General features: G+C 58.8%; 17 protein-coding genes and 1 rRNA gene. 9 read left to right on the top strand and 9 right to left on the bottom strand.

Features of this window, described 5'->3' with window-relative positions; genetic code table 11:
• Position 1: 1 nt before the first annotated feature.
• Positions 2-823: a sulfite exporter TauE/SafE family protein gene (locus tag CI603_RS06515; RefSeq protein WP_121913504.1), complete on the bottom strand. Its 822-nt coding sequence runs from the start codon at positions 821-823 to the stop codon at positions 2-4.
• A gap of 245 nt (positions 824-1,068) precedes the next feature.
• Here CI603_RS06515 and CI603_RS06510 point away from each other — a divergent pair, with 245 nt between their 5' ends.
• Both CI603_RS06510 and CI603_RS06505 read left to right on the top strand, forming a co-directional pair.
• The gene (locus tag CI603_RS06510) at positions 1,069-2,043 is read left to right on the top strand and encodes a ketopantoate reductase family protein (protein WP_121913503.1); all 975 of its coding nucleotides are present in this window, start codon (positions 1,069-1,071) and stop codon (positions 2,041-2,043) included.
• Between the two features lie 149 nt (positions 2,044-2,192).
• A complete protein-coding gene (locus CI603_RS06505; RefSeq protein WP_395947974.1) occupies positions 2,193-4,445 on the top strand; it encodes an alpha-galactosidase in 2,253 nt (750 codons plus the stop codon).
• A gap of 22 nt (positions 4,446-4,467) precedes the next feature.
• Here CI603_RS06505 and CI603_RS06500 read toward each other — a convergent pair whose 3' ends face one another.
• Positions 4,468-5,751, bottom strand: coding sequence for an ROK family transcriptional regulator (locus CI603_RS06500; protein ID WP_121913501.1), 1,284 nt, complete (start codon positions 5,749-5,751; stop codon positions 4,468-4,470).
• Between the two features lie 231 nt (positions 5,752-5,982).
• On the opposite strand from CI603_RS06500, the gene CI603_RS06495 reads away from it, so the two are divergent.
• The 6 genes from CI603_RS06495 to ilvA all read left to right on the top strand — a co-directional run bounded on the left by CI603_RS06495 (position 5,983) and on the right by ilvA (position 15,450).
• Positions 5,983-7,239, top strand: a complete 1,257-nt coding sequence (locus CI603_RS06495) for an ABC transporter substrate-binding protein (protein WP_121913530.1) — start codon at positions 5,983-5,985, stop codon at positions 7,237-7,239.
• Between the two features lie 20 nt (positions 7,240-7,259).
• The gene (locus CI603_RS06490) at positions 7,260-8,198 is read left to right on the top strand and encodes a carbohydrate ABC transporter permease (RefSeq protein ID WP_183122271.1); all 939 of its coding nucleotides are present in this window, start codon (positions 7,260-7,262) and stop codon (positions 8,196-8,198) included.
• 1 nt (position 8,199) lies between these two features.
• On the top strand, positions 8,200-9,099 hold the full coding sequence (locus tag CI603_RS06485; RefSeq protein WP_259465504.1) for a carbohydrate ABC transporter permease: 900 nt from the start codon (positions 8,200-8,202) through the stop codon (positions 9,097-9,099).
• Positions 9,100-9,187: 88 nt separating this feature from the next.
• A complete protein-coding gene (locus CI603_RS06480) occupies positions 9,188-11,098 on the top strand; it encodes an alpha-glucosidase (protein WP_121913500.1) in 1,911 nt (636 codons plus the stop codon).
• A 162-nt stretch (positions 11,099-11,260) separates the two neighbouring features.
• Complete coding sequence (otsB, locus tag CI603_RS06475) at positions 11,261-13,726, top strand: trehalose-phosphatase (RefSeq protein WP_183122270.1); 2,466 nt, start codon at positions 11,261-11,263, stop codon at positions 13,724-13,726.
• A gap of 458 nt (positions 13,727-14,184) precedes the next feature.
• The gene (ilvA, locus tag CI603_RS06470) at positions 14,185-15,450 is read left to right on the top strand and encodes a threonine ammonia-lyase (RefSeq protein ID WP_121913498.1); all 1,266 of its coding nucleotides are present in this window, start codon (positions 14,185-14,187) and stop codon (positions 15,448-15,450) included.
• A 243-nt stretch (positions 15,451-15,693) separates the two neighbouring features.
• Here the strand turns inward: ilvA and CI603_RS06465 are convergent, their stop codons facing one another.
• The 7 genes from CI603_RS06465 to CI603_RS06440 form a co-directional block, all read right to left on the bottom strand.
• On the bottom strand, positions 15,694-16,365 hold the full coding sequence (locus tag CI603_RS06465; RefSeq protein WP_015021170.1) for an ATP-binding cassette domain-containing protein: 672 nt from the start codon (positions 16,363-16,365) through the stop codon (positions 15,694-15,696).
• Between the two features lie 24 nt (positions 16,366-16,389).
• On the bottom strand, positions 16,390-18,471 hold the full coding sequence (locus tag CI603_RS06460) for a bacteriocin-associated integral membrane family protein (RefSeq protein WP_121913497.1): 2,082 nt from the start codon (positions 18,469-18,471) through the stop codon (positions 16,390-16,392).
• A gap of 710 nt (positions 18,472-19,181) precedes the next feature.
• Positions 19,182-19,325, bottom strand: a complete 144-nt coding sequence (locus CI603_RS09030; RefSeq protein ID WP_183122269.1) for a hypothetical protein — start codon at positions 19,323-19,325, stop codon at positions 19,182-19,184.
• 729 nt (positions 19,326-20,054) lie between these two features.
• Positions 20,055-20,183 (bottom strand): ribbon-helix-helix domain-containing protein, encoded by a 129-nt coding sequence (locus CI603_RS06455; protein WP_121913496.1) that lies wholly within the window; start codon positions 20,181-20,183, stop codon positions 20,055-20,057.
• 9 nt (positions 20,184-20,192) lie between these two features.
• The gene (locus CI603_RS06450; RefSeq protein ID WP_121913495.1) at positions 20,193-20,417 is read right to left on the bottom strand and encodes a hypothetical protein; all 225 of its coding nucleotides are present in this window, start codon (positions 20,415-20,417) and stop codon (positions 20,193-20,195) included.
• A 43-nt stretch (positions 20,418-20,460) separates the two neighbouring features.
• On the bottom strand, positions 20,461-20,676 hold the full coding sequence (locus CI603_RS06445; RefSeq protein ID WP_110424717.1) for a hypothetical protein: 216 nt from the start codon (positions 20,674-20,676) through the stop codon (positions 20,461-20,463).
• Positions 20,677-21,077: 401 nt separating this feature from the next.
• Positions 21,078-21,833, bottom strand: coding sequence for a Sir2 family NAD-dependent protein deacetylase (locus CI603_RS06440; protein WP_046322234.1), 756 nt, complete (start codon positions 21,831-21,833; stop codon positions 21,078-21,080).
• A gap of 651 nt (positions 21,834-22,484) precedes the next feature.
• Here CI603_RS06440 and CI603_RS06435 point away from each other — a divergent pair.
• A 16S ribosomal RNA gene (locus tag CI603_RS06435) occupies positions 22,485-23,182 on the top strand; the annotation flags it as partial.

Below are 23,182 nucleotides of genomic sequence, written 5' to 3'. Positions count from 1 at the left end.
TTTAGCGGCGACTGGCCCTGTAACGCTGGAAGGCCGGAGTGACTTGGAGGGCTGCCCAGATGCAACGCAAAACAATTAGGCATAGGTAGGCGGCGAACAGATTGGCTCCCACTCGCGCGCTGACCCCCGAGGCCGCCCAGGTGCCTACCGGTGTGGTCAGAGCGGCCACGATTCCCAGAAGCAGCCCCTGACCGGCATGGACCAGGTGGTGTCGCAGGTTGGTGAACGTCCCTGACAAGGAACTGGGCAGGATGGCCAGCAGAGAGGTTCCCCTGGCGATCAGGTCGCTAGCCCCTAGCAGGGCCAAGGCCGGCACTGCGATGGCTCCGCCGCCTACGCCCAACAACCCTGACAGTGTTCCAATCAGGACGCCGACCAGCAGAATGATCAAGGCCACCGCCGGGTTCAGCTGGATGCTGCTCTCCCTGGAGGGCGTGGACAGCAACTGCTGGGCAATGACTGCCATCAGGAAGCCTACGTATAGCCACCTGAGTATCACCTCTGGAAGCCGGTCCAGCAGCCAAGTGCCGATCTGCGCCCCAATGACCGTGCCGACGGCCAGCAGCAGGGCGGCCAGCCAATCCACATGCCCGCCCAGGGCATAGGAGGCCACCCCGGCTAGCGACATGGGGATCATTGAGGCCAGCGAGGTGGCCGAGGCCTGCCGTTGTTGCAGTCCGGTCCATACCAGCGCAGGCACGATGATCGATCCGCCGCCAATGCCGAACATCCCTGACAGGAATCCGCTGATCACGCCCACCAAAATCAGGATGGCCAGGGTCCGCCGGTCCAGTCTTCCGGCTCCTCTCTGCTCTTTCTGCATGGGTCCCAGCCTAGGTCGACGTCTTCATCGGGATGGCAGGATGTCCGCGTATGTGCCGATGGGCACCGACCAGACGTGGCGATGTCTTTTAAGGTGCAGAAATCCACGCATATTCCAGCCCTTATGTCCACCATGCGACCTTAGCCCAAGTTCCCCTCTGCCGCCTCGGCATACTGCTTGGTATCCCCCGGGCCGGTCCCTGGAGGTGCGTTGTCTATTCAAGAGAACAAAGAGGGTGTATTTCGATGCGATATACGGTCATCGGTGCCGGAGCCATGGGCTATCGTCTGGGTGTGCTGCTGCAGGAGCAGGCCGGCCTGCAGGTGGATTTCGTGGATACCTGGATGCCCAATATTGACAAGGTTCATGACCAGGGAGGCGTCTATGTCTCCCGCGATCATGAGAATCGGCATTTGGTGCCCGTCAACATTTACACCCCCGAGGATTACAAGGGCGACCCCGACGTCTGGATTATCATGCTCAAGCAGATGCAGCTGGAGGCCGTCCTGGAGCGTTGCGCACCGCTTTTCCGCGACCATCAGGTGGTCTACTCGGCCATGAATGGCTGGGGGCACTTCGACAAGCTGCTCAAGTACTTCCCCAAGGAGCGCATCTACGGCGGCACTGCCATGATCGGCACAGTCCTCAACGGGCCTGGCGACGTGGACTTCATCGGCAAGCCCGGGGCCGGCTCCGTGCATCTGTGCGCCATGACCGAGGAGACCACCGACTTGGAGCGCCGGATGGCCGAGGACTTCAAGGCCGCTAACCTCAACCCCATCCTGACCGAGAACTTCGAGGGCACCTGCCTGGCCAAGATCATCTTTAACTCAGTGGTCAACACTATCTGCACCATGTACCAGATCACCATGGGCCAGTTCGTCTCCTACCCGGGCGCCAAGGAGATGTCCCGCCAGCTGATCGACGAGGCCTACGACGCCTGCGAGCGGGCGGGCAAGCAGCTGATCCAGACCCGGCAGGAGACCCTGGACGAGGTGGACTATGTCAGCCGCGTGGGCAATCCCCTCCACTACCCCTCCATGTACCAGGACATGTCCAAGGGCCGTCCGACTGAGGTGGACTACATCAACGGCTATCTGGCGCGCCTTGGCCGCGAGCATGACTATGTCTGCCGGACCCAGGAGTTCTTGACCCACGGCGTCCATCTGGCCGAGCTGGCCTTCCGTGTCCATCATGAGGAGCAGTCCGTCCAGGGGTGATGCGAACGGCTGCTGAGTAGATTTCTGTGAATTACTTTCCCAAGTAAGAAAAACACGCCCTTCCAGACAAGTTAGCCGCGGGTCCCTAGCATGGAGCCTAATTATTCGGTGTCGGCAAACGGCACCGTCGGGCTTATGGCGGAGGTGTCATGGAGGATCATCGCGGCGGCCCAAGGATGGGGTCTTATCAGAGCAAATCGAACTTGGGGGTTTCCCTCAGGTTGGTTTACATGGAGCAGTCCGGTCTGTCCCTTGCTGTCCTCTTCCCGGGGAAGGGTCTGCCGAGGATGGTTCACTGGGGCGATCCAGTGGCCGATCCGCAGGCTCTTCTGGGAACCTACGATGCTCTGGCCCCGCAGCGGGTCTCAGGAGGACTGGACCTGACGGCCTGGCCCAGCATCCTTCCGACCCAGTCCGAGGCTTGGACCGGACAGCGCCGACTGCGCATCTGTCGCGGCGGTGTTGAGATCTTTTGCTGCTTCCAGGTGGAATCAGTCGATCTGGGCACGGCCCAGGTCCGTCCTGACGACTCTGCAGTTCCGACGCTGAAGGTTCAGGCCAGCGACCGAGACCAAGGTGTGGGGCTGACTTGGCATTGCCAAGTGCTTTCGTCCGGTCTCGTCAGGCAGCGTGCAGACCTGTTCAACCTGGATACGGCCAGAGATTTGGATGTCAATGGCTTGGAGCTGGCTTTTCCCTTGCCAGCCGAGGCAACCGAGATCCTGACCACCACCGGTCACCACCTGCGCGAGCGCAGTCCGCAACGTCAGCCCTTGACCGTAGGCCGTCTGGAGCGTTCAAGTCTGGTGGGACGACCGGATTTTGACTCCTCCCTGGTCATGTGCGCGGGCCGACCCGGGTTTGGATTCGAACATGATGAGGTATATGCGGTCCACTTGGGCTGGAGCGGCAATGGTCTGCTCAGCGCCGAGCGGATTCCTTCAGCTACCGCATTGCTGGGCGGCGGCGAGATTCTGATGGCCGGGGAGATCACGCTTCCTCCTGCTGATGGTCATTCCGACCAGCAGGCATATTCAACGCCCTGGCTCTATGGTTCCCGGGGCAAAGGTCTGGACCAGGCGGCCCACAGGTATCATGCTTTCCTGAGGTCCCTCCATCCTGGGTTGGCCTCACGTCCCAGGCCTGTCACCCTTAACACCTGGGAAGCGGTCTACTTCGACCAGTCCTATGACAAGCTGGCTGCTCTGGCCGAGCAGGCAGCCCGTATAGGTGTGGAGCGTTTTGTCGTTGATGATGGGTGGTTCCAGGGCAGGCGTTCGGAGGAGTCCGGGCTGGGGGACTGGTCCATCGATCGGCAGGTATGGCCCGAAGGGCCTAAGAGCCTGGAATCGCTGGCCGCCAGGGTGCATCAGCTGGGAATGGAATTCGGCCTCTGGTTCGAACCCGAAATGATCAGTCCAGACTCGAATGTCTTTCGCGATCATCCTGACTGGGTCCTGTCCCCGGGGCCTTCCCGGCTGCCTATCGAAGGCCGTAACCAGCAGGTCATGGATCTGACCAACCCCGATGCCTATGCCCATGTGTTCGAGGCAATGGACTCGCTCATTGCGCTTATGGGCATCGATTACATCAAATGGGATCATAATCGCTATGTGACCGAGGCCTGCTCTTCCCGGTCGGGACGTCCTGCTGTGCATGCGCAGACCGAGGCGGTCTATGGAATCATGCGCGACCTGAAAACCAGGCATCCCGGTTTGGAGATCGAGTCCTGCGCTTCAGGGGGCGCACGGATCGATTTGGGCGTATTGGAATTTGCCGACAGGGTCTGGGTTTCAGACTGCGTGGATCCAGTCGAGCGGGCCGACATCCAGCGGTACACGTCCCTGCTGGTGCCGCCGGAGATGTTGGGGGAGCATGTGGGTGATTCCCCGGCCCATTCCACCGGCCGCGCCACCTCGCTCGGTCTGCGTGCGGCCATGGCTTTCTTCGGCCATATGGGCGTGGAATGGAACCTGCTTGCCGTGCCCCAGGATCAGCTGGACGAGCTGGGGCGCTGGATCGATCTGTATAAGCAGTGGCGGCATATACTGCACACCGGTCACGTAGTACATGGCGACGCACCCGACCCGGCAGTTCGCTTGGACGGGGTAGTCTCAGCTGACGGCTCGCAGGCGCTCTACCGCTTCACCCAGTTGACCTCTTCGGTCAATTACCCTCCGCAGCCTTTAGCGCTTCCCGGCCTGGATACCAAGTCTGATTACCGGATCAGGCCCTTGGACATCTGCACTGACCTGGATTGGATTGGCAGTGGGCAAAGCCCTCTGGCCTGGTGGTGTCCCGAAGGTGCGGTCCTCTCGGGTGCGGCCTTGGGCGCTCAGGGAATCCGGCCGCCGGTCATTCATCCGGCGGAGGCAGTGATTTTTGAAGTGAGCCGCATCTGAATCTGTCCAGTCGTTTTCCGAGTCATTCGGGCTTATCGGCTTCTTCGGGACCCTGCAGGTACCGGGCGATTGCTCTGGCCGCCGGCGCTTGTGCCCAGCGGAGCCAGTCGCTGTCGATGATCTTCACAGGGACCTCGACCATCTGGCTGTGGCGGAATGAGGCTGTGCCCTTGCGTACGGATTCGATGCACCTCTTCATCAGATAGGAGGTCTCCCCGCCCACCAGAACCTTGTCAGGGAGGGCCACGTTGGCCACCAGGGCGATCAGCACCCCTAGCCGATAACCGGTCAGATTGAGCAGGGTCTCCGCCTGCGGCATGTCCTCCTCCAGGTCTTTGACCAACTTCTCGAGGCTGGCGGCCTGCCCGATGGCATGCGAGTACTGCTCAGCCAGGGAGCCTGTAGTCAGGCACTGGGCGCAGCCACGATGGCCCAGATAGCAGACTGGCCCATCCGGATCCACCAGCTGATGGTCGATCAGCCCAAACCCTTCATCCGGCGAGGAGACGGGCATGCCGTGCTCGCTCAAGGCATAGCCAATGCCGGATCCCATGGTGATCAGAGCGAACCGGTCCAGTCCGATGCCCTCGCCAAACCATCCTTCGTACAGGGCCAAGGCATCGAGATCATTGAAGATCAGGCAAGGCAGATCACATGTGTTCTCCATCTTGGTGGCAAGATCGACAGGTTCGCTCCAATGCAGGAATGGGGCGTAGGTGACGACTCTGTCTCCCTCCGCCCGGCCGCCCAGGGAGATGGCAATGCCGGAGGGGCTGGGCAGCCCGGCCTGGCTGATCTCACGCATGCACTCCTGAGTTAGGTTTGACAGCATCCTCACGACCTGGCCTGGGCTGCGTTGACGTATGTGATGACTGTGAGACTGGCCGACTGGTCGACAAGCCAGATCCGTCGCTGTGGCCAGCGCTGTGCCGCCGTGAAGATTGATGCCGATGAAGGTCTTGGCTTCCCGGCGGATGACCAGGGCCTGTTGAGGTCTGCCTACGCTAATAGGGCTATGCTTGCGGCTACTTTGACTCCCAGGGTCCTCGTCTGCCTGCGACAGCGTGCCGGCTTCTCTGATGACCCCGAGATGGGTCAGATCGTTGGTGATGCGTGATACAGCGCCCTGGGTCAGGTTGAATCGCCGCGCCAGAGCCACTCTGGAGATCGGGCCGTGCTGGAGGATCTCAACGGCAATGCGGTGGGTGTACCTGGAGGCCGTGAACCAGGCCGGGAACGGTCGTGCTTCCCCTAAACAGTCAGCATCTCCGTGTTGGTTTGATCTCAGGTTGTCTCTGTCGGCCACGGCGCCTCCTCACGGAAAACTGGTCCGACCTGATTGCGGACAAGCCCCCTATGCCGAACAGCTTATCTTAATTACTTTCTTAACGAAAGGAACTCGCCGAAGCTGGGAATGAAATATCCCGGTCCCCTAAGCTGATCCGCAGAATCATCTAGGTCATTGTTGCCCGTACGGATGGTAAAGGAGCCAAATATGAAGGATATCGGCAGTAGGAAAGGATCCGGGTTTGATCGAATGACGACCTGGGTTCGGAACGGAGTGGCCGCGCTCCTCGCTCTGTTGACCGTCGCGGCAATGGCGGGCTGCGGTTCTGCGAATTCAGGCGTGGTTACCCTGGACTTCTTCCAGTTCAAGTTCGAGGCAGCCGACCAGTTCAAGGCCATGGTGGCACAGTTCGAGAAGGAGAATCCTGGCATCAGGGTGAACATCAACAATTCGGCCGATGCCCAGACGGATCTACGTACCCGTCTGGTCAAAAACCGGGTGCCCGATGTCATCACCTTCAACGGCGATATCAGCTTCGGCATGTTCGCGGCATCCGGGGTCTTCCATGATTTCACTGACGATCCCCTGGTCAAGGAGCTGAATCCGGGCATGGTGTCGATAGCCAGGAATCTGGTCCAGACCAAGGATCCTTCGGCCAAGCGCCTGTATGGACTGCCCTTTGCCGGCAACGCCAGCGGGTACATATATAACAAGACACTTTGGCGAAAGGCAGGGGTAGATCCTGACAATCCACCGCGTACCTGGTCGGAGTTCACAGCCGTCATGGACAAGTTCAAGGACCAGGGCATCGAACCTGTGCAGGGCACCCTTTCCGATTCGTGGACCGCCCAGGCTCCCCTAGCTTCTCTGGCGGGAACCCTGGTCCCTGAGAGCAGGTACAGGGACCTTCTGGCTGGTAAAACCGATTTCAAGACCCTGTGGACACAACCGGCTCGGCGCGAGGTCGAGCTCTTCAGCCATTCCACTGGCGACAAGGGCGTCACCTACCAGCAGGGCACTCAAAACATGGCCAAGGGCAAGGTGGCGATCCTTCCTCTGGGAACATACGCCATACCGCAAATCAGGATGATTGATCCGGATGTGGACCTCGGATTCGCCCAGATGCCGGCCGATGATTCCCCGTCTCGGCAGATACTGACGGCTGGCGACGATGTCATGCTGACCATGGGTGCCACCACCAGGCATCCCAAGGAGGCCATGAGGCTAATCCGCTACCTGATGCAGCCCCGGCAGCTGCGCACCTATGCAAAGGCCCAGACTGCCTTCACGCCGACCAGAAAGGTGGAGGCAGGCGATCCGGCCCTGAACGGGGTTCTTCCCTTCTTCCAGCAGAACCGCCTGGCCGACTTCTGCGACCATTACATCCCCTCTTCCATCAATATCGGCGGCTACCTGCAGACCATGGTCACCAAGGGGGATGTGGATGGCTTCATCGGTTCCATGCAGAACGAATGGGACAAGGTCCAGGCAAGGAACTTCCAATGATGAAAGGTCAGGACTCAGACATGGCACAATCCAAGGTCGTCGGCATCCGTACCGCTGACGCAACAGCCAAGGCCGGAAAACGGCCTTCAAAGTTCTCCAATCGCAAGGTGGACCGCGCCTTCTACTGGATGGCGGTACCGGCCTCTCTGATTTTCGCGCTCTTCCTCTATGTGCCCTTCCTCCAGGGTGTAGCCTACTCCTTTACGAATTCCCAGGGGTACGGGCGCTTCTCATGGATCGGCTTCAAGAATTACGGAGCCCTCTTCCGTGACGGCCGTGTGGGCCACGCTTACCTGTTCACTCTGCTGATCGCCATTCTGATCACCCTGTTGGTCAACTTCATCGCCCTGTTCATCTCGGTGGCACTGAATGGAAAGATCGCCTTCAAAAACGGGTTCCGGGTCATCTATTTCATCCCCTATACGCTCTCGGTTCTGGTCATCGGCTATGTCTTCAAGTACATCTTCATGACGCCCCTGCCGGCTCTGGGGAAGGCCCTGGGCATCGGCTGGCTCTCCCAGTCCCTGCTGACCAGCGAGCACTATGCATGGATTCCCATCGTCTTCCTCTCGGTCTGGCAGGCAGTGGCCTATTCAACCTTGATCTATCTGGCTGGTCTGCAGACCATCGATTCTGAGGTCTATGAGGCCGCATCCATCGATGGCGCCAACGAGTGGCAGAAATTCTGGAGGATCACCTTCCCCTTGATTGGCCCATTCTTCACCATCAATCTGGTGCTGACCCTAAAGAATGCCTTCAACACCTTCGATCAGGTGGTGGCCCTGACCGCAGGAGGACCTGATTCCAAGACAGAAACAGTCACCTATCTCATCTACAAGGGCGGCCTTACCGGAGGCGAGTACGCCTATCAGACGGCCAATGCGGTCATGTTCTTCATCGTCCTGGCTGTGATCGCGTTTATCCAGCTGGGCATTTCCAGAAGAGGGGAGAAGATCTGAGATGGCACAGACAGCGCTTATGCAACCGCAGACACTGGCACAATCAGTAGGAAAAGGGGGAAGGCGGCGTTGGGGATCCCCGGGCTCGCGCCTCAAGAGAGTCAACTGGTGGCTGACGGCCACTGTGGCTGTGCTCTCCCTGACGATTCTTGTGCCGCTCTACTTCACCGTGGTCACGGCTCTGAAGACCCCTGCGGAGGCCGGAACCTTCAGCCTTCCCTCTTCCTGGCAGTGGCACAATTTCGCTGATGCCTGGAACAAGGTCAACTATCCCAAGGCTGCGCTGAATTCGGCCATCGTCACGGTCTGCGCAGTGGCACTCACCCTGCTGACCAACACCTTCGTGGCCTATGCCGTGGCCAGGAATATGGACAAGCGCTTCTTCCGCTTCCTCTACTACTTCTTCATCGCGGCCATGTTCGTCCCCTTCCCCGTGGTCATGCTTCCCATCGCCAAGCAGTTCGGCAGCTGGCACTTGGACAACGTGCCCGGTCTGATCCTGCTCTACGTGGTGTTGGGTCTGGGCACCAACCTCTTCATTGCCACGGGATTCATCCGATCCATCCCCACAGCTCTTGAGGAGGCCGCCCGCCTGGATGGCGCAGGCACCTGGAGGATATTCTGGACAATCATTTTCCCTCTGATGGGGCCGATCAATGCGACCATCGCCATCACCACAGCTCTCTGGGCCTGGAACGACTTCCTCATGCCGCTGATTGTCCTGACGGATCAGACCAGCCAGACCATCCCACTGGCGCAGTATGTCTTCAGCTCCCAGTTCGCCACCAACTACCCGATGGCATTCTCCAGCTATCTGATGGCCCTGGCGCCCATCCTGATCGTCTACTTGTTCGCGCAGAAGTGGGTCATCAGCGGCGTTATGAGAGGAGCTGTCAAGTAGCCCTGCCAGGACAGGCAGTTCTGGTCAGCCTATAGTAGAGGTCACAGAACAAGGAAGTCCCAGGAATCCAATCTTCGTGAGGAGGACCATGACCCAGGAAGAACGCATGCAGCTGCCCGACCAGGTACGGACCAACGGAGCCACCCCTAATCCCTGGTGGGCCAACGCTGTGGTCTACCAGATCTATCCGCGGTCCTTCCAGGACACCAACGGCGACGGCTATGGCGACCTGCCGGGCATCACGCAGCGGCTGGACTACCTGGCAGATCTGGGCGTGGACGTGATCTGGCTGAGCCCGGTCTACAAGTCCCCCCAAGACGACAACGGCTATGACATCGCCGATTACCAGGACATCGACCCCATCTTCGGCACCATGGACGATATGGATGAGCTTCTGGACCAGGCCCACCAGCGGGGGATCAAGGTGGTCATGGACCTGGTCGTCAATCACACCTCGGACGAGCATGCCTGGTTCCAGGCCTCCCGCAACAAGGATGACCCGCACGCCGACTGGTATTGGTGGCGCCCTGCCAAGGCCGGCCATGAACCGGGGACTCCTGGCGCAGAGCCCAACCAATGGGGGTCCTACTTCGGAGGCTCCGCCTGGCAGTACGATCCACAGCGCGGCGAATACTACCTGCACCTGTTCTCCAAGAAGCAGCCTGATCTCAACTGGGAGAACCCACAGGTCCGGCAGGCCGTCTTCGACATGATGAACTGGTGGATGGACCGGGGCATCGACGGGTTCCGCATGGATGTGATCGTCATGATCTCCAAGACTGTCGACTCTGAAGGCCGTCTTCCCGGCGAGGATGGATCGGCCATCGCTGACGGTCCCGTTGGGCCCGAGGGTTATTCATCCTCGGTGCCTTTCTGTGTGGATGGTCCCAGGCTGGATGAGTTCCTAAGGCAGATGCGCAGCCAGGTCTTCCAGGGTCGGCAGGGCTATCTGACCGTCGGAGAGGCTCCCAGTCTGGCACCTGCCCGCAGCGGGCAGATCACCGACCCGGCCAACCATGAGCTGGACATGCTTTTCCTCTTCACCCAGACCGAGGTTGACACCGGGGACAGCAAGTGGGACATCCGCCCCTTCCAGGTCTCCCGGCTCAAGGCGGCCATGGACGAGCAGCAACAGGCTGTGGCCAAGGCTGGGTGGGCCAGCCTCTACTTCGACAACCACGATCAGCCCAGGATCGTCTCCCGTTGGGGCGACACATCCAGCGAGGAGCTGCGCTCGCGTTCAGCCAAGGCCCTGGGGCTCCTCCTGCACATGCACCGGGGAACCCCCTACATATATCAGGGCGAGGAGTTGGGCATGACCAACGCCGGCTTCACCAGCCTTGACCAATACCAGGATCTGGAGTCCGTCAACCTCTACCATCAGCGGGTCGACCAGGCGCACGAGCAGGATCCGGAGTCCATGATGGCCGCCCTGGCTTATATGAGTCGTGACAACGCCCGCACCCCCATGCAGTGGGACTCCACCAAGTTCGCTGGCTTCACCGCTTCGTATGCTCCAAAGGAGCCTTGGCTGGCCGTCAACCCTAACCGGGACAAGGTCAACGTCAAGACTGAGCTGCGCGACCCGGATTCGGTCCTGTCATTCTATCGGGAGCTGATCCGCCTGCGTCATACCAATCCGGTCGTGGCAGCCGGCGACTTCACTCTTCTGGATCCGGACGCGGACCAGATTTATTCATTCACCCGTTCCCTGGACCAGGCTCCGGAACCCAAGTCAGGACCCGAGGCTGCCAGCGTTCTGGATGCCCTGCCCTGCCAGCGCCTGCTGGTTGTGGTCAACCTGAGCAGCCGCCCGGCCTCACTCCCGCCTCAGACCGCAGCACTTCTGGGCCTGGACCAGACCGGATTCACCTCCATGGCTCTTGGGGCAGTGGATCCCGATCGGATTCTCATATCTACCTATCGGCCCGAGCAAACCGCCAGTTCCCTGTTGACTGGCCGTCTCTCCCCTTGGGAGGGTTTCGCCTATCGACTCTGAGGGAAACCCCGCCGCCGAAGCGCGTTCCCGGCTAGAGTGGAAGTCAGCGATGCCCCGATGGGCCTGTGTGGACCGGTTGGGTCCCCGGGTCCAGGGGCGATGGGTCCGTGCCGTGGTCAATCCCGACGATTCCGGCGCGGACGGGAAAAGAAAGCGGGTTGCATGTCTCGTCTGATCATCGTCTCCAACCGTTTGCCCATGTCATTGCAAGCACGGGAGGATGGCTCCTACACCTTGCGCCAGAACGTGGGGGGCCTGGCCACGGCCATCGGCCCCTACCACCGTTCCCATAAGGACAGCCTCTGGATCGGCTGGAGCGGCATCGATCCTCAGAAGTATTCGGAAAAGGAGCTGGACCGCATCCGCCAGGCCTACCGGGAGAGCCGGTGCATTCCTATCTTCCTGAGCAAGGAGGAGCTGAACGGGTACTACGCCGGGTTCTCCAACAACACCCTCTGGCCGCTCTTCCACGACTTCTCGCATGAGGCCGTCTTCCGCCAGGAGGACTGGGAGATGTACCGCAAGGTCAACATGCGTTTCGCGCAGGTGGTGGAGCCGCTCATCCGCAAGGGCGACACCATATGGATCCAGGACTACCATCTGATGCTCCTGCCCAAGATGCTGCGCGAACGCTACCCTGACGCCTCCATCGGCTGGTTCCTGCACGTGCCCTTCCCCAGCGCCGAGATCTTCCGCTCCCTGCCCTGGAGCCGTGAGATTCTGGAGGGCGTCCTGGGCGCCAACCTGATCGGCTTCCATACGGTGGACTTTTCCGCCAGCTTCCTGGCCTCGCTGCACAGGCTGCTGCCAGAACTGCCGGTCAACCGGGACGGTGTGGTCGAGATGCCTGACGGCCACCGCGCAGCCATCGATGCCTTCCCCATCGGCATTGACTACAACCTCTACCGGCGTACCGCCCACTCCAGTCTGGCCCGGGCCATGCGTAGAGGGATCGACGAGGTCTGCGGCAAGTCACCCCGCCATCGCTACCGCACCTCGGTGACGGCTGAAGGGGTAGCGGCCAACGAAGCCGCCGCATCGGATGCCAACTGGTGGAGCCACTACATGAAGGAGGACATTCCCGAGTCCACGCTGGCCAAGCAGGCGGCCTCCTCGGTGGGTAGCCGGTCAAACAAGGTCATCGTTTCGGTGGACCGTCTGGACTACACCAAGGGTCTGCCCGAGCGCCTACAGGCCTTCGGTCGCATGCTGGACAAGTACCCTGAGTGGGTGGGCCATGTCACCTACTACCTGCTGGCCACCCCGTCGCGAGAGGTCGTCGAGTCCTATCAGCGGCTCAAGGCCCAGGTGGACCAGCTGGTGGGCGAGATCAACGGTCGCTACTCCCTGCTTGCCTGGACTCCCATCCACTACATCACCCGCTCACTGTCTATCAAGCCGGTCTGCGGCATCTACACGGCTGGCGACGTAGCTTTGGTCACCCCCCTGCGCGATGGGATGAATCTGGTGGCCAAGGAGTACCTGGCCTGCCATGACGGGCGCGACGGCACCCTGGTCCTTTCGGACATGTGCGGGGCGGCCGACGAGCTGACCGATGCCTTCATCGTCAATCCCTACGACATCGACATGGTCTGCGAGGCCCTGCACAACGCCCTGGAGATCACCCCCGAGGAGTCCAAGCGGCGCAACATCCGCATGCAGGCCCGACTCAAGGTGCGCACTGCAGCCAACTGGTGCACCTCCTTCCTCGACTCCCTGCGGCAGGTGTCCGCTCCTGGCATGACAGATAGGAGGCTGCGTATGGATCACCACAACGCCATCGTTCGTCAGTGGGACGGCGCACATCGTCGTCTGGTCCTGTGTGATTATGACGGGACGCTGACCCCGCTGGTTCGCCGTCCTGAGCGGGCCAAGCCCACCCAGGCCCTCCGCCGTCTGCTGACCCAGGTGGGAAGCAATCCTGATGTGGATTTCCTGCTGGTCTCCGGCCGCAGCCATCAGATCATGCAGGATTGGTTTGGCGACCTGCCGGTGGGGCTGATTGCCGAGCACGGCGCCTGGAACCGCAACCTGCCCGGCAGCAACTCGGGCGAGTGGCAGCGGGCGAAGGGGCTGCCTGACTCCGATACCTGGCAGAAAGTGATCCGGCCCATCATGGAGGAATCAGCCACCAAGGTCCCCCACTCTTTCGTGGAAAGCAAGTCCGATGCTGTGGCCTGGCATTACCGGATGAGCGATGTCCAGGTGGCCGAACAGGAGCGCCAGGATCTGCTCCATCGTCTGCGCGGCGTAGTAGTCGGCCTGGGGCTGATGATCATGGAGAATTCCAAGGTCGTCGAGGTCACCCCCGTGGCCACCAGCAAGGGCCAGGCCATTCTGCCTTTCGTCAACAGCGGTGACTACGACTTCATGATGGCTCTGGGCGACGATGAAACCGACGAGACCATGTTCGCGGTCATGCCCGATAAGGGCTGGACCATCAAGGTCGGGCCCGGCCAGACCAAGGCACGGCTGCGAGTCAACGATCCGACCGCGGTCACTCTGCTGCTGGCCGACCTGGGTGCCGGCGTGGCCCGTGGCTCTGACGAGCCTGCGGCCTCCCACGACTTCCGCGACGACCATACCGTGGTCGACGAGGCACATGCCCAGCTCACTGACGACAAGTAAGGCAGGTCACCGCTAACCGCTACCGGTGGCAGCTAGTGAATGACGGCAAGTTTACGAGCGGCTGGTGGAGATCACCACCCACCGGCGGCAGTCGGCAATGACCATGGTCGGTCTGGTGCGACCGTTGCCTTCTGTCGCCTGTCCTGTCTGTCGGGGCGACTGGTGAGGGATGTCGGCAACTATATTGGCCGCAGACGGACTTTTGTTCATCATGCCGACTTGTTTGTCCAGCTTGATCGCATTGGCGAACCAATCTGTCTGTTGGCACGCCGATCCGTCTGGTGCTGGTGACTCACCTGGTTATCGGTCTGGTTGTTTCAATCCTCTCTCATACTTGTCTGGTCCTCGGGTGCCCAAACGTCCGATTGCTCACATGTTTTGGTTTTCTGGCATGTTTGGGTGTCCACCATGTTGACGGCTGACCCCATTGGTCGGGCCCGGCCGACCATACTTGGAGCATGGATACTTCAACAATCACCGCCTGTCTTGAGGCCGATCATGCCGCCGACCTGCGTAACGCCGCCCAACGTCTGGAAGGTGTGGCCCGCCATACCCTTATCGAGGAATCCGATGACCTGGGTGCTCGGATAGGCCATCGCGTTCTGCTCAAGCCGGAGAATCTGCAGCTGACCGGATCCTTCAAGATTCGCGGAGCTTACAACAAGGTGGCCTCGCTGAATCAGGACGAGCTGGACCGCGGCATCGTCACCGCTTCCGCTGGCAATCATGCCCAGGGGGTGGCTTTTGCCGCACGCAGTCGTGGCGCCAAGGCCACCATCGTCATGCCCCGAATCACGCCGCCGCTCAAGGTCGATGCCACTCGGGCCTATGGTGCCGAGGTTGTCCTGCAGGGTGAGGTCTTCGATGAAAGCTCTGATTACGCCCTGGGGCTGGCACGTGATCGCGGCATGACCTTCGTCCCGCCTTTTGACGACTACGAGGTCGTCTGTGGTCAGGGGACCATCGCCATGGAAATTCTTCAGGACGTGCCCGATGTCACCGATATCGTGGTTCCCCTGGGTGGGGGCGGGCTGGGCGCCGGCGTGGCGCTCGCCGTAAAGACCTTCAAGCCTGAGGTCAGAGTCATCGGAGCCACCCCGGTCGGATCTCCGGCCTGGCGTGAATCTCTGACAGCCGGTCATGTGGTCGCAGCAGATCAGATGCGTACGGCTGCCGAGGGCGTAGCCGTCAGACGTCCCGGCGATCTGAACTATGCTCTGCTCAGCCGCTATATGGATGATCTGGTCCAGGTGACTGAAAGCGACATTTCCGAGATGATCCTATTCATGCTGGAGAAGCACAAACTAGTGGTCGAGGCAGCTGGCGCCGTCTCCCTGGCAGCACTGGGTCAGCTGGATCTACAATCCGATGTCTTCCGATCGGCCCCGGGTCCGCATGTGATCGTCCCCATCATCTCGGGTGGCAATATCGATACGGTCACCATGGGTGCAGTCATCCAACGGGGGATGATCTCCCGCGGGCGCATCATGCAGTTCGGCGTGGAGTTGCCCGATGTTCCCGGCCAGCTGGTCAAGGTGGCCACGGTCCTGGCTGACCTGCGTGCCAATGTGATCGAGCTGAACCACGACCAGTTCAAATCCTCTGGCCACTATGACAACGGCGTGCTCTTGGAAGTGACTGTGGAGACCAACGGCCCCGATCACATCACCCAGATTCTGGACACCTTGCGCAGCCACGGCTTCCAGGTCCATCAGAACTACTGAGCACTATGTTCCGATTGGATCCGGTGCCTGTGCCTGGCATCCGATGTTCGGGGACAATGATGGACGATGATTATTGCCGAGAGAACAGTCAGAATGGTCGACGCCTTTGCTGGGCTTGGCTGATGGGACTTGCTGGTTCTTAAAGGGCCAATCTATGGCGATTCTTGTGCTGCCTTGCGCTCATCATAGGCGGAGTCCCTTCCCCGGAGTCGTCACAGTCTGCGGGTGGAGGACGTGGGTGTATCAGCCTATTTCGATAATCGACGAACAGATTTGCTTTATTTCTTCATTGTGCGTTGAGATGATGACGGCGGCACCTTGTTGGGCAAGTTCGCACAGTATACGTATTACGACGTTAGCGTTGTCTTGATCCAGCGCAGATGTCGGCTCGTCTGCAAGAATGACACTTGGCTGCTTGAGCAGGAGCCTCGCGAGGGCGATTCTCTGTTGTTCCCCGCCCGATAGGGTGTATATCTTTTTCTTCTGTGAACCTTTCATCCCGACGATGTCAAGTACGCTGTCGATTCGTTCATCCCGTTCCTTGCGATGCTCGCGCTTCTTCATTTTGAGGGGAATCTGCAGGTTACGCGATACGTTCCACTGTTCGACAAGACCATAGTTCTGGAATAGAAATCCGATGTTTTCGCGAAGACACACTCGCTGCCCCTTCCTGCTCTTATGCAAATAACCAGAACGGAATGTCCCTTCGTTGTAAGTGACCGATCCTTCATCGAAGTCCTCCAACAAGCCGACGCAGTTGAGCAGGGTCGTCTTGCCTGCGCCGGACGGTCCGCTCACTGCGATTATGGAACCAGGTCCAGCGTCGAAGGATAGTCTCGACCATAACGTGTGTTCTGCAAATCTCTTGGTAAGTCCTTCGACTTTCAATGTCGGCTGCATGCCTGCGTCTGTCATATGCATCTCCCTCCGCACCGCGTTTCACGGGCGTTTGATGTCGTCGGCACGGAACCTTGATTCGTATGCCGATACGGTAATGGCCATGATGAGGCTGGATCCGGCGAAGAGCAATGCTCCAGCCACCAGATCCGCAACCTTGTTCATCGAGCCGATAATGCCGACTGCTATGAGGGTCAGCAGCACCCCGGTGTTCTGCATGATAAGGAAGCCTCCATGTCTTCTGAAAAACCCGTATCCATGGATGAATTGGACGAAGGAGAGCCTGCGTCGTCTTGCGCAATACGCGGCCGAGCACACAAGGATGGCCATCATGGCAGCGGCCAGACCGAACGATATGGCTATGATGTCCCCGCGTTGCTCGTTCCGGGATAATGACAACGTATACGCTACCGAGTCCTTGGCGTTATCAATCCCCTGGAAGTATCCGGAGATACCATAATGGTCCAGCTTGCTTTGCAGGAGTTCCGGATCGGAGAACAATACACTATCGCTTGATGTGTATGACAGGTATTCCATGGGGCTGATCAACCCCGACGATGGGGATGTGACGGCTACCACTGGATTCTTCAAAGACAGCCTCTGCTGATCCTCCGCAGGCATGAACTGCGTTCCCGAGAAGAGAGATATGTCCTGGCCCGAACGTGTGCGGACCAAGACGCCGTGAGGGTTGCAGGAATATGATTTCTGTTTCCGGGTGACATCTCCTTGGCACATTCTCTTGAAATATTCGGCGTATTCCTTCAACAAGGCCCCGGGGTCCCCTTTATATGATGAAGGCACCAGGAGTGTGAAAGCCCCGATATCTTTTCCAACCACCCTGACCGGTTTCCCATCAAGCCCGGCAATGGGTTGCTTGTCGAGATAGTTCGGGCTCACTATCATCGAATCGGATCCGTCCGGTTCATAAGGATCATCGTAATAATCGGAGCCAAATTTATTATACCCGACCAGCATCGCCTTCCCCCTGCCGTCAAGATCCTCGATCACTTTCATCAGGGGAGGCGCTGCCCGGAGCTCATCCTCCTGTGTGATGTTGATTGAAAACCTCAGGACATATTGATCCGAGATGCGAGACCACTGTGCCAAGGACCGGCTGGTGCTCTGTACCGCGCTGATTCTATTCAGAGAGCCGCTGATGGTGCCAAAGAGAACAGCCACCACCATGAACTGGGCGAAACCGGCGATGATGCCATCACGGAGTTCGTTACCCTCTCCGTTGAGAACGGCGGGTATTCGATCGCGGAATGTACTGGCACCACCCAAAACCAACGCCAGGAAGACAAGATAAGCCGTCAATACAGCCACGGCGATAAACAGCGCTCGAAGGAGTCGCCAAATCTGGTGGAAGTTATTGACAAACCAGAGGAAAGGTAATCCCACTAAGGTAATTATCACCAATCCCACGGCGAGTGTGGCGAGCAGTGATACCAGCTCGCCGACGAGTATCCTTCCGCTGGTATAACCGTGCATCGCCTTGATCGCATGTATCTTCCTGTTCCTGGACAGGGAATACGCGGTGGAAACCACCAATGTGATGGCGATGATAACGACTCCCGCCCAAAGGCCACCCCTCCCTAACGCGTATATCATCGCAGCTATCCAGAAGCCTCGTGACCAGAGGCTTTGTGATTCGTCAACCACTATCCGGGAACGTGACAAAGCCTTGGCGAGCTGTTCCATATGCGACCTATCCGCATTGGTCGCATAGCTTCCGCGCAAGTCCTGGGTGGTAATCTCTTCAAAAGAAACTACTTTCGTTGACTGGTCACGCGTTGAAAAGGAAGGATAATCGTACCCTCCATTTCGTTGAAAAGACTTTTGGTCACCCACAAAGGCCACGAGAACACGAGACTTCATTGAATCACGAAATGAAGGTTGGATCTTGAAGACATTAATCCCCAAAGTTTTTGAAGCTTGAGCAATCGCACGCACGGCATCCGCCTTCGTCGCGGTATCAACCCTCTCGACGGTGAAAGAGGTGCCGGTACCTGCCGGAAGCTCCTGGTCGATAGTGATAAGCATCTCGAATGTCACCACTATGGTGAGAATCAAGGAAGCCCAAATCGTCAACCGTTCAATCCAGTGAATTCGCAAATACCTCACCCAAACTTCCTCAAGTCTTCTCCTTTGAAGGCGAATATGATGGCGAAAAACCTTCCATCACGTGCTATCCTACCCCATAAATACAGCTGATTCATTCCGGCCTCTCACATATAGAGACCGTTCTTGTGCCACTGATACCGATGTGGAATCCGAACCGGTACGATGACGCTGGCTACTCCTGGAACAATATCCTTGCCGGAGTTCGAACAACAGATCCAAGACCAGTTTGCTTGGTTACACTCACACCATGAGCATGGGATGTTTTAGTGGATGTAGTGCGGAATCATGTAGAGAATGTCGCTGGTGATGACACTGGTAGGGATTGTGGCGGTCGGCCAGTTGCGAATTTGATGTCAGTCGAGCCGGTTGCCCATTCGTCTGATCTGCTCGCTGGCCTGTCTATCGAGTGAGGCCGGGGCCTCGTCGAGGTGTCGTGTGACGTCGTGGGCGCGCGAGTCGAGCCTGCTGTTCTGCCTGCTCTGCAGACTTAAGAGCTGCTCGTTCACGTGCCGCTGCTAGTCGTACATCTTCCTGAGCTGTGTTTCGTTACTGCTGGCCGTTTGCTCCACGCTCTCCTCGAACGCCTTGTAGCCAAAGAGGGTGACCTTCCTTGAGGCTTCGCTCTGCCTGTTGCCTGAGTCCTCTAATCACTGCAAGCTGGTCAACAGCATCTGGTTGGCCGGTTCCATCGTGGAGGTTATCGTCTCCAACTACTCCCTGAGGTTCACCTGGTGGCTGGTGACGAGCTGTATCTGCGCGCCCTGGTAGTTCCTGAGTTCCTCGAGCGCCTGCCTCGTCTCGCACAGTCGTGCACTCAGGTCCTCCTCGTTGCTCTGGTTCGGGTTCTTGTCCATGTCTCCTCGTTTCGTCCAGCAGCGATTGCAGTTCTCCGACCACGCTTTTAATCTGTTCGCGCAGCTTCTCAATGAGCGTCTCCCCAATGACCGCGAAGCGAAGTCATCCACCGTCAAAATCAAAATCAAAAATTCAAGTTTTCTAGTATACCTATATAGCTATATAGCTATATAGGTATATAGGGGATCTCTCATTAGCTTTACTGCGCGTGGGGCTAAGAGGGTTTGCTGCATTCAAAGTCCCTCAAATTACATTCAAGGTCCATCTCTTGAATTTGGTTTGATTGTGGCTTGTCTGGACGTGATTGCTGTCTGCGCTGGTTGGTGCACTTGGGGTGTGTTGCTGATGGTGGTTTCGTGATTGCTGGTGGGTCTGATGCTTGGGTGGTTACGTTTGGTGGGCTGTGATTGCTGGTGTTTTATGGATGTGGTGAGCTGGTTTCGGGCCCTTTCTGGGATAACGGTGAAATACTCGTTTCTGACTGCGGCGGTTCTTCCGGCGCGCACGTCCGGCTCTGTTCTTTCCTGCCGGCTCCGGCAGGCTTGTACCGCGTGCATGGAGGTGGAGAATCTGTCCACCAGGATGGCCCGGGACCGGCTGGCCGTCCTGGGCATGCCCTGCGGGATCAGCTGCGCGCAGCCGGCCGCATGACCGCATGAACGAAGGGCGCCCCCGGACCCGTCATTCATGGGTTCCGGGGGCGCCCTTGCGTCCTGGTGCGGTGGCCGTCAGGCGGTTGTCGGCTGCTTGTCCGTGTCCTGGACGTACCGGGCGACGGCCTTGCGGATGATGGCCGACTTGGGGATGCCCTCCTTCTTGGCCAGCCGGCTGGCCTTGTCGTCCAGGTCGTCGGGCACCCTGACCCTTCAGGTGCGTCGAGCGGTCCGTGCCTCGGCCCGCCGCTCCTCCAGCTTCTCCAGATTCGCCAGACTCTGGGCCATGAGCGATGCGGCCTGCTCGTCGGTCAGCAGCGGGGCGCCGGGGTCCCGCCGGATGGCGGCCTCCGTGTGGTGGATCAGCTCCCCCCGGTCGGCTGCGCGGATCATCGCATCGATGTCCTCCTGGTTCTCGGATGTGACTTGCTTGGCCATTTTGCGCTCCTTTCACCTCCTGCACGCCTGTCCCTCTCCGCCCTCACCGGGTGGCCTCGGCCCGGCGCAGGCGCATCTGGTCGAATTCCTCCTGGAGGTCGCGGAAGAACTCGTCCTCATCCACTCCGCGGTTCGGATCCTTGCGCCGTACGGAGCCTGGTATGACATCCAGGCGCTCCCCGCGTTCGGCCTTGGCGTTCATCTCCTCCATCTGCCGGCGCTCTTGTTCCGTCTTAGGCTCGTACTCGTATTCGTTCATGGCTATTCTCCTGTACCCAATAACATGGCTTTTTAAATTATTGGTTGGTGTTGTCTGGCCGTCTATCGGTCGTGCTTGTGCGGCCTGATCAGCCGCCGCTACACGTCGGTGACGGTCCTGGCGCGGAAGGCGATGAAATCCCCGGGCTCGGCTTCTGGAGTCGATTCGCTGTCCTTCTTCTGGGGTAGAGGTTCGCTTCCTGATGCAGAGTATCCGCGTGATAGGAGTGCCGGGGTTCCAAAACGACGCTGACAGGGGACCGGTACAGGCAGAGTCTGTCTGTAGCGAGACGGAAGACGGCTCAAGGATTGGCATAGTGGGCCCTGCAGGTTCTTGCAGGGCCCATCAGAAACCTGCAGATCGCAGATCTGTTCCAGTAATTGCGCGGAGCGATTGGGGAATCATCCTTGTCCGGCGATGGTTTTGTCGACGAGTTTGGGCAGTGCCTCTTCGATAGGTTCGTGGATGAGTCGGGTTGCCAGGGAATCGTATTGGGTCGAGCCCATGTTCATGATGGTGATTGGCACGCCCGCCTGGGCTGCCACCGGCACCAGCGAAGCTGCTGGATACACTTCCAAGGTGGAGCCAATCACCCAGAACTGATCGGCCTGGCTGGCCAGCCTCATGCTCTTCTCCATGGCTCCTTCGGGCAGGGCTTGACCGAAGTAGACCACATCAGTCTTGATGATGCCGTTGCATGGCATGTTGCCTTGGTAGGGCATGGGCTTGTGGCAGTGCGGATCGGGTTCCTGATCAAGCTTGGCCATGATGTCGGCCGTCCGATATGCCTGACCGCACTTCATGCAATGGGAGCTGCCGATGGTCCCGTGAAGGTTGACGATGACATCCTCGGAGTTGCCGGCTTTCTCGTGGAGGGCATCGAAGTTCTGCGTAGCCAGCAGGTTCAGCATGCCTGCCTGCTCCAGCCTGGCCAGTGCCTTGTGCGCTACTCCGGGCTGGGCCTTCCAGACTGGTGACTCCTTCTGCCACCGCCATGAATACTCCCGCTGCTTCCGGTCACTCATGAACAGGTCCAAGTCATAGACGTTCATCTGATCGGGATGCTTGGTCCAAACCCCGTCAGGTCCGCGAAAATCCGGTATACCGGCGGAAGTCGAGATTCCCGCCCCGGTCAGTACTGCAATTGTTGTGCTCATACACCCGTCTTACCATCCGTCAACAGAATCCATGACTCGCAGACCAACATAGTGCGCGAACATACATCTATATCAACATTTATATTCGTAGGCTGTGGATGACTGGCGGTCGAGAACGGGAGGTGAACTCCGCATTGGATACAGCCGACTATGAGCAGAGTTCAAAAGGACTATGAAGGGACTAAGCCGACACGCCAATTGCGCTGGGACCTGATCGTAACTTTGTGAATAAAATGTGTGCATGAAGCCGTGGCAATGCGCTGAAGTCCAATCTTCGCGACGTCTAAAGTTAAAAAGGGACATGCGACGACACGCCGTCTGAGGGCTTGTTATAGCTTGTTTTGAGGGTCTTCTCGGAGGGGCCGGGTTGCGTTTTGGCTGGCTCGTGGTAAGTTTATCTCTTGCTGCTCAACACGGCGGTTCTTCTTCCGGGAGGAAGATGAACGCTTGTTGGTGTGGTGGTGGTTTGAGAACTCAAGAGCGTGTTTGTGCTACTTATAGCTTTTTGATTGCCAGTCCGATGCCTTCCTTGTTTTGGGGTTTCGTGGGAGCGTGTAATTGGTGTCGGGGTTTTTCGTGGGTTGGTTTCCTCCTTATGGAAGCTGGCCCGTCAATTATTGATGTGAGTCGTTTCGGCTTCTTCATGGTTTTTTTGTGGAGGGTTTGATTCTGGCTCAGGATGAACGCTGGCGGCGTGCTTAACACATGCAAGTCGAACGGGATCCGCCAAGCTTGCTTGGTGGTGAGAGTGGCGAACGGGTGAGTAATGCGTGACCAACCTGCCCCATGCTTCGGAATAGCTCCTGGAAACGGGTGGTAATGCCGGATGCTCCGCATCATCGCATGATGGTGTGGGAAAGGGTTTACCGGCATGGGATGGGGTCGCGTCCTATCAGCTTGTTGGCGGGGTGATGGCCTGCCAAGGCTTCGACGGGTAGCCGGCCTGAGAGGGCGACCGGCCACATTGGGACTGAGATACGGCCCAGACTCCTACGGGAGGCAGCAGTGGGGAATATTGCACAATGGGCGCAAGCCTGATGCAGCGACGCCGCGTGCGGGATGACGGCCTTCGGGTTGTAAACCGCTTTTGATTGGGAGCAAGCGAGAGTGAGTGTACCTTTCGAATAAGCACCGGCTAACTACGTGCCAGCAGCCGCGGTAATACGTAGGGTGCAAGCGTTATCCGGATTTATTGGGCGTAAAGAGCTCGTAGGCGGTTCGTCGCGTCTGGTGTGAAAGTCCATCGCTTAACGGTGGATCGGCGCCGGGTACGGGCGGACTGGAGTGCGGTAGGGGAGACTGGAATTCCCGGTGTAACGGTGGAATGTGTAGATATCGGGAAGAACACC

Source organism: Bifidobacterium sp. wkB338, assembly GCF_003688325.1.
GTDB lineage: Bacteria > Actinomycetota > Actinomycetes > Actinomycetales > Bifidobacteriaceae > Bombiscardovia > Bombiscardovia polysaccharolytica.
The sequence above is the reverse complement of the archived record's forward strand: the minus strand, read 5'-3'. Positions and strand labels throughout refer to the sequence as shown.

Coding starts and splice junctions, on each gene's coding strand:
- ilvA (WP_121913498.1), top strand. CDS start 14,185: ATGGATACTTCAACAATCACCGCCTGTCTTGAGGCCGATCATGCCGCC.
- CI603_RS06510 (WP_121913503.1), top strand. CDS start 1,069: ATGCGATATACGGTCATCGGTGCCGGAGCCATGGGCTATCGTCTGGGT.
- CI603_RS06440 (WP_046322234.1), bottom strand. CDS start 21,833: ATGAGCACAACAATTGCAGTACTGACCGGGGCGGGAATCTCGACTTCC.
- CI603_RS06480 (WP_121913500.1), top strand. CDS start 9,188: ATGACCCAGGAAGAACGCATGCAGCTGCCCGACCAGGTACGGACCAAC.
- CI603_RS06445 (WP_110424717.1), bottom strand. CDS start 20,676: ATGAACGAATACGAGTACGAGCCTAAGACGGAACAAGAGCGCCGGCAG.
- CI603_RS06465 (WP_015021170.1), bottom strand. CDS start 16,365: ATGACAGACGCAGGCATGCAGCCGACATTGAAAGTCGAAGGACTTACC.
- CI603_RS06495 (WP_121913530.1), top strand. CDS start 5,983: ATGACGACCTGGGTTCGGAACGGAGTGGCCGCGCTCCTCGCTCTGTTG.
- CI603_RS06485 (WP_259465504.1), top strand. CDS start 8,200: ATGGCACAGACAGCGCTTATGCAACCGCAGACACTGGCACAATCAGTA.
- CI603_RS09030 (WP_183122269.1), bottom strand. CDS start 19,325: ATGGACAAGAACCCGAACCAGAGCAACGAGGAGGACCTGAGTGCACGA.
- CI603_RS06505 (WP_395947974.1), top strand. CDS start 2,193: ATGGAGGATCATCGCGGCGGCCCAAGGATGGGGTCTTATCAGAGCAAA.
- CI603_RS06490 (WP_183122271.1), top strand. CDS start 7,260: ATGGCACAATCCAAGGTCGTCGGCATCCGTACCGCTGACGCAACAGCC.
- otsB (WP_183122270.1), top strand. CDS start 11,261: ATGTCTCGTCTGATCATCGTCTCCAACCGTTTGCCCATGTCATTGCAA.
- CI603_RS06515 (WP_121913504.1), bottom strand. CDS start 823: ATGCAGAAAGAGCAGAGAGGAGCCGGAAGACTGGACCGGCGGACCCTG.
- CI603_RS06450 (WP_121913495.1), bottom strand. CDS start 20,417: ATGGCCAAGCAAGTCACATCCGAGAACCAGGAGGACATCGATGCGATG.